The organism is Arthrobacter sp. Z1-9 (assembly GCF_054792695.1).
The window spans coordinates 3,760,391-3,776,243 of sequence record NZ_CP096456.1 but is presented as its reverse complement, the minus strand read 5'-3'; the positions used below and the strand labels follow the sequence as shown (position 1 = coordinate 3,776,243).

General features: G+C 61.3%; 13 protein-coding genes. 5 read left to right on the top strand and 8 right to left on the bottom strand.

Annotated features, from left to right (window positions below; genetic code table 11):
- Together uidA and M1D93_RS17505 are read left to right on the top strand one after the other, a co-directional pair.
- The gene (gene uidA, locus M1D93_RS17510; RefSeq protein WP_461172726.1) at window positions 1–1,794 is read left to right on the top strand and encodes a beta-glucuronidase; all 1,794 of its coding nucleotides are present in this window, start codon (window positions 1–3) and stop codon (window positions 1,792–1,794) included.
- A 247-nt stretch (window positions 1,795–2,041) separates the two neighbouring features.
- Window positions 2,042–3,259, top strand: coding sequence for an MFS transporter (locus M1D93_RS17505; protein ID WP_461172725.1), 1,218 nt, complete (start codon window positions 2,042–2,044; stop codon window positions 3,257–3,259).
- A gap of 90 nt (window positions 3,260–3,349) precedes the next feature.
- Here the strand turns inward: M1D93_RS17505 and M1D93_RS17500 are convergent, their stop codons facing one another.
- Entirely contained in the window at window positions 3,350–4,393 is a 1,044-nt protein-coding gene (locus M1D93_RS17500) for a LacI family DNA-binding transcriptional regulator (protein ID WP_461172724.1), read from the bottom strand.
- Window positions 4,390–4,656 (bottom strand): hypothetical protein, encoded by a 267-nt coding sequence (locus tag M1D93_RS17495; protein WP_461172723.1) that lies wholly within the window; start codon window positions 4,654–4,656, stop codon window positions 4,390–4,392. Before M1D93_RS17495 ends, M1D93_RS17500 begins: the two co-directional genes overlap by 4 nt.
- A 132-nt stretch (window positions 4,657–4,788) precedes the next feature.
- On the opposite strand from M1D93_RS17495, the gene M1D93_RS17490 reads away from it, so the two are divergent.
- Complete coding sequence (locus M1D93_RS17490; protein WP_461172722.1) at window positions 4,789–5,415, top strand: TetR/AcrR family transcriptional regulator; 627 nt, start codon at window positions 4,789–4,791, stop codon at window positions 5,413–5,415.
- Here the strand turns inward: M1D93_RS17490 and M1D93_RS17485 are convergent.
- The 6 genes from M1D93_RS17485 to M1D93_RS17460 all read right to left on the bottom strand — a co-directional run bounded on the left by M1D93_RS17485 (window position 5,412) and on the right by M1D93_RS17460 (window position 13,088).
- Complete coding sequence (locus M1D93_RS17485) at window positions 5,412–6,923, bottom strand: glycoside hydrolase family 43 protein (protein ID WP_461172721.1); 1,512 nt, start codon at window positions 6,921–6,923, stop codon at window positions 5,412–5,414. The genes M1D93_RS17490 and M1D93_RS17485 overlap by 4 nt on opposite strands.
- Window positions 6,920–7,783 (bottom strand): ATP-binding cassette domain-containing protein, encoded by an 864-nt coding sequence (locus M1D93_RS17480; RefSeq protein ID WP_461172720.1) that lies wholly within the window; start codon window positions 7,781–7,783, stop codon window positions 6,920–6,922. Before M1D93_RS17480 ends, M1D93_RS17485 begins: the two co-directional genes overlap by 4 nt.
- A 5-nt stretch (window positions 7,784–7,788) precedes the next feature.
- On the bottom strand, window positions 7,789–9,570 hold the full coding sequence (locus M1D93_RS17475; protein ID WP_461172719.1) for a dipeptide/oligopeptide/nickel ABC transporter permease/ATP-binding protein: 1,782 nt from the start codon (window positions 9,568–9,570) through the stop codon (window positions 7,789–7,791).
- Window positions 9,567–10,508: an ABC transporter permease gene (locus M1D93_RS17470; protein ID WP_461172718.1), complete on the bottom strand. Its 942-nt coding sequence runs from the start codon at window positions 10,506–10,508 to the stop codon at window positions 9,567–9,569. Before M1D93_RS17470 ends, M1D93_RS17475 begins: the two co-directional genes overlap by 4 nt.
- A gap of 68 nt (window positions 10,509–10,576) precedes the next feature.
- Window positions 10,577–12,070 carry an ABC transporter substrate-binding protein gene (locus M1D93_RS17465; RefSeq protein WP_461172717.1) on the bottom strand — a complete coding sequence of 498 codons (1,494 nt, stop codon included), beginning with the start codon at window positions 12,068–12,070 and terminating at the stop codon, window positions 10,577–10,579.
- Between the two features lie 415 nt (window positions 12,071–12,485).
- Window positions 12,486–13,088 (bottom strand): TetR/AcrR family transcriptional regulator, encoded by a 603-nt coding sequence (locus M1D93_RS17460; RefSeq protein WP_461172716.1) that lies wholly within the window; start codon window positions 13,086–13,088, stop codon window positions 12,486–12,488.
- 93 nt (window positions 13,089–13,181) lie between these two features.
- On the opposite strand from M1D93_RS17460, the gene M1D93_RS17455 reads away from it, so the two are divergent.
- Both M1D93_RS17455 and M1D93_RS17450 read left to right on the top strand, forming a co-directional pair.
- Window positions 13,182–13,961 carry an SDR family NAD(P)-dependent oxidoreductase gene (locus tag M1D93_RS17455; RefSeq protein ID WP_461172715.1) on the top strand — a complete coding sequence of 260 codons (780 nt, stop codon included), beginning with the start codon at window positions 13,182–13,184 and terminating at the stop codon, window positions 13,959–13,961.
- 102 nt (window positions 13,962–14,063) lie between these two features.
- Window positions 14,064–15,710 (top strand): FAD-binding protein, encoded by a 1,647-nt coding sequence (locus M1D93_RS17450; RefSeq protein WP_461172714.1) that lies wholly within the window; start codon window positions 14,064–14,066, stop codon window positions 15,708–15,710.
- The last annotated feature ends 143 nt before the right edge of the window (window positions 15,711–15,853 follow it).

Below are 15,853 nucleotides of genomic sequence, written 5' to 3'. Positions count from 1 at the left end.
ATGCTTAAACCGCAAATGTCGCCCACCCGTGAACTCGTTTCCCTTGACGGACTCTGGGCGTTCGACATCGAACGCGAGTCAAGGCCCAAGGCCTGGACCGGCACCCTTGACAGCGGACTTGAAGCTGCCGTCCCTGCCAGCTACAACGATCTCTTCGTTGACTCCTCCATCCGCGACCACGTCGGCTGGGCCTGGTACCAGCGCAAAGTCTGCGTCCCCCGCCGATGGACTTCAGACCGGATCTTCCTGCGCGTGGACGCCGCCACACACGAAGGCCGTGTTTACGTCAACGACTCTTTGGTGGGACAGCACATTGGGGGTTACACGCCATTCGAGATGGACATCACGGACCTTGTCGCTCCGGGGGAAGAATTCCGGCTGACCATCGGCGTAAATAATGAACTGACAAACATCACTATCCCCCCAGGGTCCATCACGGTAGCCCAGGATGGCCGGCGGCAGCAGAAATACCTGCACGACTTCTACAACTATGCCGGGCTTTCCCGCTCCGTCTGGCTCTACAGCGCCCCCCAGCAACGGATTGAAGACATCACCGTCGTCACCGATATTGAGGGCACCACCGGCGTCGTGACGTACGACATACAAGCATCCGCCCCTTCCGCAGTGCGGGTCCGCGCGTTGGATGCCTCCGGGACCCAGGTTGCCGAAGCTGAAGGAGCAGCCGGAACCCTGCGCATCGAAGCCGCAAACCTCTGGAAGCCCGGGGCCGCCTACCTGTACAACCTCGTCGCGGAGATCGTCGACAACGGCGAAATCATCGACAGTTACACGCAAACCTTTGGCGTAAGAACGGTCGAAGTGCGTGCCGCCGAATTCCTTATCAACGGTGAGCCGTTCTACTTCACGGGCTTTGGCAAGCATGAGGACTCGCCGGTGCGGGGCAAGGGCCATGATGACGCGTACCTGGTGCATGACTTCCAACTGCTGGAGTGGGTCGGCGCCAACTCGTTCCGGACCTCCCACTACCCCTACGCCGAGGAGGTCATGGACTTCGCAGACCGCCACGGCATCGTCGTCATCGACGAAACCGCCGCAGTCGGGCTCAACCTCGCCGTGCAGGGAGGACTTGCCGGTGGAGCAACAACACCTACGTTCTCCCCCGAAACCTTCAACGACGACACACAGGCCGCCCACGCCCAGGCGATCCGCGAGTTGATCGCCCGGGACAAGAACCACCCCAGCGTCGTCATGTGGTGCATCGCAAATGAGCCATCGTCCAACGAAGAGGGCGCAAGGGAGTACTTCGCACCGCTCGTGGAACTGACCCGGACGCTTGATCCAACCCGCCCGGTCACCTACGCCGTCGTCATGTTCGCCACATTCAAGAATGACAGGATCGCGGACCTCTTCGATGTCATGTGCCTCAACCGCTACTACGGCTGGTATGTCGCCACCGGAGACCTGGCAACAGCCGAAACTTACCTCAAGGGTGAACTGCAGGGGTGGGTGGACAAGTTTGGAAAGCCCATCATGATGGCGGAGTACGGGGCGGATACCCTGCCGGGCCTCCACTCGGTATGGGACATGCCCTGGACGGAGGAGTACCAGGCCGACTACCTGGCCATGAACCACCGGGTCTTCGACAGCATCCCGTCCTTCGTGGGGGAGCAGGTCTGGAACTTCGCAGACTTCCAAACGTCCAACGGCATCCACCGCGTTGACGGGAACAGGAAGGGCGTCTTCACCCGCGACCGTAAGCCCAAGTCGGCAGCCCATGCACTCCGAAGCCGCTGGCGGGGCCTGGAAAACCAAAAGCCAGGAACCAGCAACTAGAACGACGGCAGGACACGGGTGGAGAAAAATCGCGGCGTGGTCGTTTGCCCGTGTCAGGTCGCCGAATTTACGAGAGGCTGTGAAGACGTTGGTCCCTGAGGAGGAAGCGGCAGGAGGTTCGGAGCCGTTCGAGGCCGAAATAGGACGGATTCCAAGATCGAACGTCACGCTGCCTTCACCTCCCGACACCGATTCGCCGCCACCTGACACTGCCGGCAATCCGCAGAAGCCTCTCAGCCGGGCGACAGTGACCTTACTCGTCATGGCCACCTTCGGCGGTGGCATGGCGATGATCGTTCCGATGGCCTTTTCCCTGGCCCTCAGGCTCAACGAACTTGCCCCTGGACGGGAAGAGTTTCTGGGATACATGCTGGGGGTCGGTGCACTATGCTCCCTGATCGCGGCACCGCTCACGGGCATCCTCAGCGACAGAATGCGCTGTCGATGGGGCAGACGACGGCCGTTTACCGTCATCGGCACAGTTGTTGGGCTGGCTGCAATACCCGTCATGGCGTTCGCCCCAAACGTTGTCCTGCTCGGGGCCGGTTGGGTCCTGTCCACCGTTGGATGGGGAACAGTTGTTGGTTCCATCAGCAACTACCAGGCCGACAACCTGCCTGGGTTCCAGCGCGGCAAGGTTTCCGGCCTCACGGGCCTGACCATGCAGATTTCCCCTGTCATCGGGATCATCCTCGTCGGAAGGGTTACTGCTGAGCCACTGTGGGTATTCCTGCTGCCGGCTGCCATCGGAACCGTTTTGGTAGGCGCCTTCGTCGTCTGTGCCCCGGAAAAGGATTCCCGGGGCACAGCGTTATCAGGCCGGTTGTCAATCGGAAGCGTGTTCAAAAGTTTCGTTTTTAACCCCAAGAAGCATCCCGCGTTCGCCTGGACCTGGGCAGGGCGTTTCGTGTTCTTCCTGGGACTGTCCTTTACGACCAGCTACGCCACATTTTTCTACGCCCAACGGTTGAACATCAGCGTCGCTGAGGTGTCTACTGTCATCGCCGTGATCTCAGCTGTAAGCATCCTCAGCTCCACCGCCGGTGCATTGGGTGGCGGATGGCTCTCCGACCGCGCCAATCGCCGTCAACCCTTCATTCTGTTGGGCACTGTCATTTACGCGGCAGGGACGATGGTGTCGGCTTTCTCCCACGACCTCATCACCCTTATCGCAGGTTCCTTCATCTCGTCCCTGGGCATTGCAGTCTTCATGTCGGTCGGACAGGCACTCGTCCTCGATGTCCTGCCACAGCGGGAAACGCAAGCAGGAAAGTTCATGGCGATAACGAGCTTCTCGCAAAAAATCCCGGCCGCGCTGGCCCCAGGGCTGGCCCCGGCCCTGCTCTCCATCGCGGTAACGGGGACAGACAAGAATTACACGGCACTGTTCCTGGCCGCCGGTACCCTTGCCCTTATCGGCGGACTGATAACAGTGCTCGGCGTCCGCGAGTCGACCAACCGATAGCACGGAGTTCATCAACCCAGCCGCATGCCGTCCATGCCAGTGCCCCGGATCTCTTAGACCAGGGGCAAGACTGTACTCCAGCCCTCATGGCTATAGCTTTGCCCCTGCAGCGACCCGGCCGGTTGATCCCCGAGCCACGAGTTCTGTCACCAGTTCCACCGGCGCAGGCTCGTCATTACCCCGCACACGCTCTACGAGGCGACGTACCGCGTATTCGCCGGCCGTGCCGAGAGGTGTGCGGATTGTGGTCAATTGGGGAGAAGTGAACGCGGAACCGAAAATGTCATCGAATCCGACGATGCTTAGCTCTTCCGGTACTGCGATGTTCGCCTCCTGGCAGGCTGTGAGCAGACCAAGAGCCATAAGGTCGTTATAGGCAAGGACCGCTGTGGCACCGGCTGCCCGGATTCGGCGCAGGCCCTTATGGCCGCCCTCCACTGTGGGCTGGCCTGGGCCTATCTCAACAATCGACATGCTTCGGTCCAGGGCTTCATCCAGGATCACTTCCCAGCGCAGCGAGTTCATCCAGGAGTTGGCCGGGCCTGACAGGAAGGCGACCGAACGATGGCCGAGTCCGTGAAGATGGTCAAGCGCGTGTTTGATTCCCGGGACAACGTCGGGAATGACACTGGGCAGCCCGGACACAGCACGGTTAACCAGGACGACACGTTTGCGGACTGCGGAGGCGCGGATATCGCTCTCCGGCAATCGGGTACCCACCAGAACCAGCCCGTCAACGGAGGCCAGAAGCCGCTGGACGGTTTGCGCTTCCAACTCCGGGGATTCCTGCGACTCGGCGAGGACAAGAGTATAGCCTTCGGCTTCTGCGGCTCGCCCCGCGCCACGAATAAGGTCAAAGTAGACAGGATTCGTAATGTCGGACATAACGAGGCCCACCGTATTGGTCATCCCCGTGGGCAACGCCCTGGCCATCGGATTGATCCTGTAATCCATGGCGGTTGCCGCATCCCTGATGCGTTGAGCCGTCTTGGCATTGACCCGACCAGGATTGCTTAACGCTCTGGACACTGTGGACGGGTTGACGCCGGTGACGCGGGCGATGTCGTAAATTGTCGGCTGGGCTTTACGGGCGGGACGTATTGCCTTCTCATCCGCCGCAATCTTTTCACTCATCCGGAAGTCTCCCTGGCCAAAAGGAGCTTTACGTTAACGGCATCCTGCTTAAGGATCAAACGCCTGGTGGCTGCTCCGTCGTGGGCAAGCCACAGGATGGAGCCGTCAATCGTCACGGCATCAACCAGGCCGCGGTCAAGGATGGTGCCACGTCGGTGGATCTCCACGAACCGGTCCTGGAGCTGTGTCCAATCATCGACGGGCTGCCAGTAGCCATCCAGCTGGCCCGGACTCTTTACAGGGCTTTCTTTGGGGCACATCATTTCCTCCCTTGCCGGCTCCCAGGCAACGGCTTCGTTTGATGTTGATTGTTTGTCAATCCCACCCAGGCGTACCAATGAAATTTCAATCGTGGTGCTATTTTGGTTTTAGAAACGGCGACGATAGGAATCACCATGCCCACGGCCACGGCCAACCAGCGCGGACCGTATGCGAAGACCGCAGCTCTGAAGTTGAGAATCCTTGAGACGTGCATCGAGCTCTTTGGGCAGACAGGTTTCCACAACCTGACCATGAAAGATGTGGCCCTGCGGGTCGGCATTAGTCACACGGGACTCCTCCATCACTTTGCCAATAAGGACGAGCTGCTCGCTGGTGTCCTGAAGCTCAGGGACCAGAGAAGGAGGGAGTTTTTTCGTGACCGTGGGGTGGACGTGATGACGGTACCCCAGGACAGCGCGGCCCTTAAGGCGATGCTGCAGACGGTAGCCGCGAACGATCTGCAGCCGGGTCTGATCGAGCTGCACAGTACGCTCTCCGCTGAGGCCACTTCTCCTGACCATCCAGCCCATGAGTACTATCAGGGTCGCTATGCGGCAGCCATTGGCCTCTACACCCAGGCGTTCGCCGCTTTGGCCGACAGTGGCGAGCTGAAGAGCGACAGCGCGCCGGAAGACCTGGCGGCCATGTTCGTTGCCCTGACCGACGGCCTTCAGATCCAATGGCTGTATGACCGGGATATGGATCGGCTCAAGCGACATGTCCGCCTGTTCCTCCGTTCCTTCATTCCTGACATTGACTAGGGTGCCGCTGCGGTTGTTTCGTGGGTTGCTTCGCGGATTTCCGATGGGAGAAACCCTTGGTATTCGAAGCTGGCGAGTCGTGCGCGCGAACCCAGTGCCTCGACGCCGATGACCCGCCCCGTGAAGCCGCCGGCTACCTCAGTTGAGAGATAGCGGCCGTCCACGCTTGCGAGCCTGCAGAACTCGTCGTTCTTGAGGTACCCCAGCTCAAGCGTGTCCGGGCCGCTGCGGAACCGGCGCGCGGCCTCCGGTCCCACTGCCCGGATGGCGAGCGGCGACACTGGAAAGACCCCGTCCTGGACAGCCAGTTCCTGATCGAGTGGCCCAACTACCAGACGCGCCTTTAGGTGATCTCCGCATCTTTCAACTCCGGCCCAGTGTTGATCATCGATGCGCACCACGAGGGCGGCATCACCGTCAGGAATTGTCGCAACGACGGTCCATTCCGGATCGCGGGCTCTTACAGCCAGCAGTTTGACCGCCTCTGTTTCCTCAACCCCTCGGCCCGCGGAGAGAATCAGCCCGGATTCGCCGTCCCGGGTAGTGAAGGAGCGCGGGTTGACGCCTGGAGAAATCCATCGGGGGTGCAACTCATTCGTGGAGAAGTTGTCCTCAAATGATGTTTTGGCTCTCGGGGGGTCAAATGATTCCGGCCGGATGACGGGCCAGTCCTCCACCCACTCGATGCCGGCGAGGAAGGTTTCCCTCCCATTGACGTGGTATTTCGGGAACGAACCGCGGGGACGCACGCCCAGGTAGACCATCGCCCACGTGCCGTCCGCGCATTCCACCAGGTCAGCGTGGCCCGTGTTTTGAACGGAATGCGGGGTGCTCCGATGCGAGAAAACCGGGTTCTGCGGATGACCTTGGAACGGACCCTCGATTTTACGGGAACGCGCAATTGAGACGGAATGTCCGTGATGGGTACCGCCCTCCGCGACCAGTAGGTACCACCAGCCGTTGCGTTGGAATAGGTGCGGCCCCTCGGGATGGGCAAGGCCGGTACCTTTCCATAATTCGTGTGGAGCCGACTGGAGCTCACCGGTGGCCGGGTCCACGGTTGCGTGGAAAATTCCGCCCATGGGATATGACCAGGTGAGGTGGCAGGTTCCGCCGTCGTCCCAGGACAAATCGGGATCAACCCCCACCGCACCTGTCGTGTAGACGGGGTCAGTCCATGGACCGGCCGGGTCACTGGCACGGACGATAAGGTGTCCGCGGCGGATGTCCGTGATGTTGGTTGTGGCCAGCCAGAACTCGCCGTCGCGGTACCGGAGTGTTGGTGCGTAGATCCCTCCGCCGGCGCCTGTGATGCCCGGGTGCACGTTCAGTTGGCTCTCCCGGTCCAGAACGTTGCCGATCTGAATCCAATCGATCAAATTTTCGCTGCGGAAGAGGGGCACGCCAGGAAAATATTCGAAGCTGGAGTTCACCAGAAAGTAGCTCTCCGCTACCCTGCAGATGGACGGGTCAGGATGGAAGCCGGGAATGATCGGCTCTGTGGTCATGCGCGGACAACACCTGCTTGCAGGTCCTGTTCGCGGTGGAGCTCCAGGAGCCGGCGTCGTTCAGCCCGTCTTCTCTCCTGAGCCACAGGATCGGCAATCGGAGCAGCAAGCAAGAGCCTCTGTGTGTAGGGGTGCTCAGGGTCCGATGTCACCACTTCAGCTGACCCGGTCTCGACGATATCTCCCTTATAGACGACGCTGACCCGGTGACTGACATGTCTCACAACGGCAAGGTCGTGGGAGACAAACAGGTAGGCCACCCCGGTTTGACGCTGAATATCGATAAAGAGGTCCAGGACCCGCGCTTGGGTGGAGAGGTCAAGTGCTGAAACCGGCTCGTCGCACACAATGAGCTTGGGCTCTGGGGCCAGGGCACGGGCAATTGCAACCCGTTGGCGCTGGCCACCGCTGAACTCACGTGGGAGCCGTTCGATGGCATCAGCTGGCAGCCCCACTTGGTCAAGGAGCAGCCTGACACGCGTCCTCGCCTCCACCCGGGTACGGCCCTGAATAATGAGCGGCTCGCTGAGGATGTCGCCGATGGTCATGGACGGGTTAAGGGAGGTGTAGGGGTCCTGGAAGACTACCTGGATGTCCTTGGACAGTTCCCTGCGCTCCTTGGGGCTGACATGGGTGATGTCCCGGTCCCTGAAGGTGATCTTGCCGCCGCTGGGTTTGACCAGTCCCAGTACTGCACGGCCGATGGTGGTTTTTCCTGAACCGGATTCGCCAACGACGCCAAGAGTCTCGCCTTCGCTGATCGTCAGGGAAACTCCATGCAGGACCTCGAGTGGCTTGGCGCGGAAACCGCGGCCGGGGTAGGCAACCTTCAGCTGGTTTACATCGAGCAGGGTGCTCATCAGTGCTACTTTCCGACCGGGTTGTGGAAGGCCATAGGGCCATCCTTACGTACCGTGGTCTCGTCGAGAATGGAGTCTAGAAGCATGGTGGTGTAGGGGTGCTGGGGATTTCGGAAGATATCCAATGCAGTTCCTGATTCCACAATCTGTCCGTACTGCATCACGGCGATGCGGTCACAAATGTCCGCTACAACGCCGAAATTGTGAGTGACCAGGAGTACAGCCATGTTCAGTTCTGCCTGCAGGTCACGCAGGAGGTCCAGGATTTCGGCCTGAACGGTGACATCAAGAGCGGTGGTCGGTTCGTCGGCAATAAGAAGCTTCGGCCGGCTTGCCACGGCTCCGGCAATCAGAACCCGCTGGGCCATACCTCCGGAAATCTGATGTGGGTAGGAATGGAAGGTCCGGTCAGGGTCCGTGATGCCCACACGCTTCAGGAGCGCGAGCACGCGTTCCTTTGCTTCCTTAGCCGACATGTCGGAGGATGCACGGATTCCTTCGACCAGCTGTGCGCCCACCGAAAAGGACGGGTCCAGATTCGACATTGGTTCCTGGGGAATGTAGGCGATGGACCGGCCACGGAGGGAGCGAAGTTCCCCTTCGCTGAGGCCAAGAAGCTCACGGCCATCCAACTTTATTGATCCGCGGGTGATCACGGCCTCAGGAGGCAGGACGCCGAGGACAGCAAAGGCTGTCTGCGTCTTTCCTGAGCCGGACTCACCAACCAAACCCAAGGTCTGGCCGGCAGCCAGTTCCAGGTTAACGCCGTTGACCACTTCGCGGAGTTCCCCTGTAGGTGTGGGATAAGCGATTGCGAGGTCCCTGACGGTCAGCAGCAGAGGTTCGTCGATCGCCGCCTCCTGCTGGTCCGATGGTGTTGCCTGGACCTTCGCCGTCGGACGCTTTGCGGCTTTGGGCCGGACGCCTTCGAAGGCGTCACGTAGGGCGTTCCCGAGCAGCACCATTGAAGCGGTGATCAGGCCCAGAAGCAGGCTTGGCCAGAGGAACTGGGATGGCTCCTCATACAGGTTCAGGAATCCGTCCGCGATCATCGCACCAAAGCTGGGGATGGTGTTGGAACCGACGCCGAGGAAGGCCAGGCCCGACTGCAAAGTGATGGCTGAGCCGGCAAGAAAAGCTGCGGCGATAATGATCGGTCCGCGGACAACGAAGAGGACGTGACGGCCAAGGATTCTGATATCCGAAAGGCCCGATACCTTCGCAGCGTCTACAAACAGTTCATTTTTGACCCCCACGACCTGGTTCCTGACGATCCGGTAGATTCCGGGGGACAGCAGGACACCGTAGATGAGCATTGTGGAGCGGTAGTCGCCTTTGGTGACAGGCATGAGAATGATCAGCAGGAGGATGCCGGGGAACGTCATGATGAGGCTGAAGACCCATTCCGTGACGCCTTGGAGCTTGCGCCCGTAGTAGCCTCCGATCAAGCCGAAGGTGACGCCGATTGCGAGGGCAACACTCGTTCCGATCAGCCCGGAGATCATGCTGGTGTTGATGGAGTGGAGCAGGCGCGTAAAGATGTCCTGCCCGTTCTGGTCGCCGCCCAAGGGGTATCCGGCAGTCCCCATGGGGGCGTTGATGGCATCCAGCGAGGCCTCGTTTGGCCCATGCTGGGTCAGGAGCGGGGTCAGGATTCCGAGCAGGGTGATGACCAGCAGCAGACCGGCCGTGATGACAGCCTGGGGGTCCTTGAGCAGTTTCCGCCAGGCTGACTTACGGGGGGCAGCTGTATGGACCGGTTCGACGATGAGTTCTTCGACGCTCAAAAGATTCTCGCTTTCGGATTGAGCCACCCGTTCACAAGGTCGACTAGGAGGTTGATGCAGACCACGAGCAAAACGCTGAACAGCGTGATGCCCATGATCACGGTGATGTCCCCCTGCAGGGAGGAATTGAACGCAAACGTTCCGAACCCGGGCAGCGCGAATACCTTCTCAATGATCAGGGCCCCGCCGAGCATGGCGATGAACTCGAAGGACAGCACGGTCAAAGCAGGTCCGGCGGCGTTGCGCAGGGCATGCTTGAGAACGATGGACCGCGTGGAGATTCCCCGCGTGCGGAGGGTCCGCACATAGTCCTTGCGCATTTCGTCGATCATCGTGCCACGGACCTGGGCAGTGATATTCGCGGCGCCTCCAATGACGAGCACGATAACGGGAATAGTGATGGTGGCTGCCCATCTACCTGGGTTCACATCAAAGGGGGTATACCCTGTCGCAGGGAGCATTCGGAGGTTGATTGCGAAGACCACAACCAGCACAATCGCGATAAGCAGGCCCGGAATGACGTAACCCACCAGAGACGCTGCCTGCGCCAGTCGGTCCACGAGGCCGCCTCGGGTAGCTGCGACGACTCCGAGGGTGACACTGATCAAGACGGTGATAGCCAGGGCCACGAGTACGATGGACAGCGTGACGGCCAGCCGTGAAGCAACCGCTGGTCCGACGGGTTCGCTGGTGAACAACGACGTACCCAAATCGCCGCGGAGCACTCCGGCGAGCCATTCAAAGTACTGGACCAGTACGGGACGGTCGAAGCCAAGTTCGGCCGTCATTGCTGCCACGGATTCGGGTGTAGCGACGCTTCCGAGGCGGGCGCGGACGACCGCGTCGAATGAGAGGCTAAGCAGGAAAAAGGTGATCAGCGTCACCAGCATTGCGAGCAGGAGTCCTGTCCCAAGCCGACGCAGAATATAGGTGGTCATGAGGGTCCTTCAAAGAAGTAAGCAGGGGAGAAGAGCCCCGGGCAAACCACGCCCGGGGCTCTCCGTTATCACTTCGTGGTGTTGAACGCCCGGATGGTGCTCGAGGTGTTTGAGCCGTCACCGAGATACTCGATGCCATCCTTGGTCGCCCAGATGGTGCCGAGGTAGAACAATGGCGAGGTCAAGGCGTTCTCTACGATGTGCGCGTTGACTTTCTTGTAGAGCTCGGAGGCCTTGGCTTCATCAGACTCCAGGGAGACCTGGGAGGCGAGCTCCGTCAGTTCGGGGTCTTCAGTGCCGAAGGGGTTAAGGAACCCGGTGTCACCAAAGTTGTTCTGGAGTTCGCGCTGGGTCACGTTGAGTCCGTCGATGAAGAACACCATTGGGTATTTCTTCGAGGAAACGGCAGCGGCGGCATTCTGGGGCGGAACCGGCTCCCAGGTCACCTTGATGCCAATGTCAGCCAGTGGCTGGGTGATAAGGGGTTCGAAGGACTTCGAAATCACAGTGCTCGGCATAGTGACCTCAAACCCGTCCGCGTATCCCGCCTCTGCAAGCAGCTTTTTGGCTTCGGCGGGGTCGAGCTTGTAGGTGTCATCCAGCGAGGGGTCATAGGCTGCACCCTTGGGATTGAAGATCTGCACGGTTGCCTTGCCGGATCCGCGCAGGACCTGCTGGACCAGCTTCTCCCGGTCAAAAGCCATGTTGATGGCTTTGCGCACCCGCTCGTCGGCCAGTGGCTTCAGGATCGTGCCTTCGCGGTCGGCAAGTACGAGGTTGGCAACAGCTGTCGCTTCCACCTTCTTGGTCTTAAAGCCCGCGCCCTCGATCTGCTGGACCTGCTGGGCCTCAACGTTTCCGGCATCAAGTTCCCCGGCCTGCAGCGCATTAAAGACGGCGGTGCGGTCCTGGATGACCCGGACAGTCAGGGTCTTGAAGGGGTACGCCTCGGCGTTCCAGTAGTCGTCGCGGCGGTTCAACACGTAGGTGGTACCTGCAACTGTCGCGCTCTGATCAAGCGTGTACGGGCCCGATCCCGTAGGGTTCAACGCGCTGGTTTTGTCGTCGAGGGTCTCGGGGTCACCGATGACGCCTGCTGCCAGCGCCATGTTGTGAAGAAGCGAGGGGTCGCGCTGCTTCAACTTCAGGACGACGGTCTTGTCGTCCGGGGCTTCAATGGACTCGACAGCATCCAGCTTGCCCTGTTGCTGGCCTGGCGTGGTCCGGGTCCGCTCCAGTGTTCCCGCGACGTCTTTTGCCGTCACCGGCTCGCCGTTGCTGAACGTCAGTCCGTCCCGCAAGGTCAGTGACAATGTCATGCCATCGTCTGAGAGCTTCCAGCTTTCCGCTGCGTTTGGCTGGAGTTTGCCCGCGTTGTCAACATAAAGGAGCGTGTCAAAGACGGAGCCCCAGACATAGGTCTGCTGACCCTCCTGGAGCTGGGCGGGATCAAGGGAAGCCGGAGCTGCATTGACCGCCAGAGCTATGGTGGCATTGGAGTTGGCGCCGGTCGAACCGGAATCGGCCTCTTCCTGAGCGGGACTGCCAGAGCAGGCAGTCATGGCCAGCAAAACAGCTGCTGCAACTGAGGTAGCGATCCCGGAACGGAATCGAGGTCGGATCACACGGGTGTTCACAAGAACTCCTTTGGTCATGGAATGAGTTGCCTGCACCGCAAAGTGTCAGCCTGCGGTGGGGCCTCGCGGAAATTAGTAACGTATTTCTAATTTCGTACTGAAACCAGTGAAACATCCTTTGGGGGCGCTGACAACCGATTGCGGTTATTTTTTTTAGGGGGCGGCTTAACGCCTTGTTCACGGCGAGGTTCAGCTTTGGTACCTGTGGTCCTGCTTTCGTTGCGGGACTCAGCGTCAGCGCGTGCCCCCGTGAGCCGCGATCGGGTCATGAGGGGGTGCTTGATGCGGGTTCGACAATCGGAACCGGGCTGGAAGGCGGGGGATGGGCTGCGGGAATGAGTCAGGCCGCGTCCAGATGCAGGACTGACAGTGCTGCCTGGAGCTGGGCGGTAGGCGCCGGGTCGTGGCCGATAGCCCACTGCAGCCAGGCCTCAAATGAAGCGCCAATGAGGGCAGCGCAAAAATATCGTGCTGTAGTCTCCGAGATGCCGCGGGCGGTCAGGTAGGAGCGTGTCCGATCACGCTGCGCCCCCAAAAATTCGTAGCTTCGGCTCATCAGTTCCGGATGTTCCGCGATCAGCCGCAGTCGTCCGCGGGTAACCGCGAGGTCCGGGAGTGCGTCAATACCGGCAATCAGCGCATCACGAAGGCCATTCAGGATCTCCTGGGCTGTCGCATTAGGAGCTGGAGGCGCGTCCAATAGGGGCACGGAGGCCTGGATCGCCGGTCCCATCCCGCCCCACACCAGGTCCGCCTTGTTGGCGAAATGGCGGTATAGGGTCTTGCGCCCGACCCCTGCCTTACGGGCGATGTCTTCCATGGAGGTTTGCTCATACCCGTGCTCAGCAAAAATGCGCAGCGCGAGAGCTGCTACGGCGTCAGGGTCGATGCTCACCGGCCGCCCCCGGGCGCGTGTGGGGGTGATCAGGTTATCCGAAGGCATCCCACCAGTATTCACCCTTCCATAATGACACAGCGTGTCATAAGGTGGGTGGCACGGCCATCGCCGAATCTACTCAGCGTCTGGAAGGACATCATGGGCAACGAAGCCACGTGGCAAGAAGCCATCACCAACAACCGCTTTGCAGGGAAAACCATCATCGTCACCGGTGCAGCCTCCGGGATCGGTCAGGCAACTGCCCTGCGTATTGCGAAGGAGGGCGGCAAGGTCATCGCCGCCGACATCAGCAAGGAACGCCTGGACGTGCTGGTGGAAGAGAATCGCGGCCTGGACCTGGTGCCTGTGGCCGGCGACATCTCCACTGAAGAAACGGTCGCCGCCGTTGTTGCCGCGGCCGACGGGCGGGTGGATGCCCTGGCCAACGTCGCCGGGATCATGGACAACTTCGCCCCCATCCATGAGGTGGATGATGAACTCTGGGACCGCGTGTTCCGGATCAACGTCACCGCGCTGATGCGCCTCACCCGCGCCGTGACACCGCTGATGCTCGAGGCCGGCACAGGCTCGGTGGTGAACGTCTCCTCGGAGGCGGGCATCCGCGGCTCGGCCGCCGGCGCCGCCTACACCGCCTCGAAGCACGCCGTCGTCGGCCTCACCAAGAACTCCGCGGTGATCTATGGACCCAAGGGGCTTCGCTTCAACGCGGTGGCTCCCGGCCCCACCATCACCGGCATCGAGGCGAACTTCGGATCCCGGATGGCCGCAGAGCGCCTTGGCCCGCTCATGCAGGCCAACATCCCCACCCCGGCAACAGCCGCGCAGCTCGCTGCATCCATCACCTTCCTGCTCAGCGAGGACGGCACCAACGTCAACGGCGCCATCCTTGCCTCCGACGGCGGCTGGTCAGCCCTGTAATGAACTGAAGCGGACGACGGCGGAGGTTCCGTCGTCGTCCGCGTCCAAAGCCTGTCCCGAGTCAAAAGCGGAACCGGCGCCCACGAACTGAAGGAGCAAGGCATGTCAGAGTCAAAGCCTTTTGACCACAGCTATGACGTCGTCGTCGTCGGCACAGGTGCCGCGGGGCTGGCGACAGCGATGGGCGCCGCCGATGAGGGCCTGCGGGTCCTCCTGCTGGAAAGCACCGGAAAGTGGGGCGGCAACACGGCCATGTCCGGGGGCGGCATGTGGCTGCCCAATAACCCGCTGATGCAGCGCGACCGCGCCGGCGACTCCCGCGGCGAGGCGCTGACCTATCTCGAGGCGACGGTCGGCGAGGAGGGCCGCGCCACGACGCGCGCCCGCAAGGAGGCGTTCGTCGACGGCGTCTACGACTTCATCAACACCGCGGAGAAGTACGGTGTGACGTTCGTGCGCGCGGCGGACTACCCGGACTACTACCCCGAACTCCCGGGCGGCAAAATCGGCCGCAGCCTTGAGGTCAAGCCGTTCGATGTCAAGAAGATTGGCCACTGGTGGAAAACCTGCCAGGCACCCGCCGCGCTGCCGATTAAGACCGACGACATATGGCTTCTGGGCCGCGCCTGGTCGACCCCTGCCGGTTTCATCCGCGGGGCGCAGCTGGTCTTCCGCGCCCTCGGCGGCGTAGTCGCCGGTAAGAGACTCGCCGGCATCGGCGCAGGATTCGCCGCTGCGTTCCTCGACGTCGTCGTCCAGAAGCAAGGTGCCGACCTGTGGCTGAACGCCCCGCTGCAGGAACTCATCGTCGAGGACGGCCGTGTCGCAGGGGTGGGGATTACGAGGGATGGCAAGCCCCTCACCATCGGTGCCGCGCGTGGCGTGATGCTTTCCGGCGGCGGTTTTGACCACAACAAGGACCTCCGCCAAAAACACCACGGAATTGATGGCGCCCCGTCCGGCGCTCCGGGCAACCTCGGGCGTCCCATCGAGATCGCGCAGGATAACGGCGCAGCACTTGAGCTCATGGACGACGCCTGGTGGGGCGGATCAATCGCCGCGGCGCCCGGCCACGGCCCCGCCTTCATAGTCGGTGAGCGAGCACTGCCTTACTCGATCATCCTGGATGCCAAGGGTGACCGGTTCGTGAACGAGTCCGAGTCCTACGTTGACCTCGGCCACCATATGCTCGAGCATGACAAAGACGGCCCGTACTGGCTTGTCGGCGACGCGCGGCATGCCCGGCGCTACCTGCGCACCTTCGCGATGGACCCGAAGAACAACAAGGCCATGAAGGACGCGGGGATCATGGTCAAGGCAGACACGCTCGCCGAGCTCGCCGCGAAGCTTGACGTGGATACAGCTCAGCTGGAAGCGACAGTTCAACGGTTCAACGGCTTCGCCCGCTCCGGTGTCGACGGCGACTTCGGCCGCGGCAACTCAGCCTACGACCGCTACTATGGCGACCCCACGGTCCACCCCAATCCCTGCCTGGGTCCCCTTGAAAAGGGCCCATTCACCGCATTCAAAGTGGTGATCGGAGACCTCGGCACCAAGGGCGGCGTCGTCACCGACGCCGATGCCCGGGCATTGCGTGAAGACGGCACCGTCATTGAGGGCCTCTACTCCGCCGGCAACAATTCCGCCTCCGTCATGGGACGGACGTATCCCGGCCCGGGCTCGACCATCGGACCCGCCGTCGTGTTTGGTCTGCGCGGCGCGCGCCACATGGCACGCCAAAGCGGCTGAGGGTTGAGGGAAGCAACCCAGGGAACTGGTTTCTCGTTTGTAGCAACCGAATTCGACGCAGCGTGCAGGGCCCAGGCCACGCACGCTCGTCGTCAAGTTAGAGCCCAGGCCCGCTCGAGGCTTACCTGTCGGGTGGGCACCGG

What these genes read in the sequence shown, in the direction of transcription:
- uidA (WP_461172726.1), top strand. Translation starts at nt 1, where the DNA reads ATGCTTAAACCGCAAATGTCGCCCACCCGTGAACTCGTTTCCCTTGAC.
- M1D93_RS17500 (WP_461172724.1), bottom strand. Translation starts at nt 4,393, where the DNA reads ATGAGTGAAAAGATTGCGGCGGATGAGAAGGCAATACGTCCCGCCCGT.
- M1D93_RS17495 (WP_461172723.1), bottom strand. Translation starts at nt 4,656, where the DNA reads ATGATGTGCCCCAAAGAAAGCCCTGTAAAGAGTCCGGGCCAGCTGGAT.
- M1D93_RS17490 (WP_461172722.1), top strand. Translation starts at nt 4,789, where the DNA reads ATGCCCACGGCCACGGCCAACCAGCGCGGACCGTATGCGAAGACCGCA.
- M1D93_RS17485 (WP_461172721.1), bottom strand. Translation starts at nt 6,923, where the DNA reads ATGACCACAGAGCCGATCATTCCCGGCTTCCATCCTGACCCGTCCATC.
- M1D93_RS17480 (WP_461172720.1), bottom strand. Translation starts at nt 7,783, where the DNA reads ATGAGCACCCTGCTCGATGTAAACCAGCTGAAGGTTGCCTACCCCGGC.
- M1D93_RS17470 (WP_461172718.1), bottom strand. Translation starts at nt 10,508, where the DNA reads ATGACCACCTATATTCTGCGTCGGCTTGGGACAGGACTCCTGCTCGCA.
- M1D93_RS17465 (WP_461172717.1), bottom strand. Translation starts at nt 12,070, where the DNA reads ATGACTGCCTGCTCTGGCAGTCCCGCTCAGGAAGAGGCCGATTCCGGT.
- M1D93_RS17460 (WP_461172716.1), bottom strand. Translation starts at nt 13,088, where the DNA reads ATGCCTTCGGATAACCTGATCACCCCCACACGCGCCCGGGGGCGGCCG.
- M1D93_RS17455 (WP_461172715.1), top strand. Translation starts at nt 13,182, where the DNA reads ATGGGCAACGAAGCCACGTGGCAAGAAGCCATCACCAACAACCGCTTT.
- M1D93_RS17450 (WP_461172714.1), top strand. Translation starts at nt 14,064, where the DNA reads ATGTCAGAGTCAAAGCCTTTTGACCACAGCTATGACGTCGTCGTCGTC.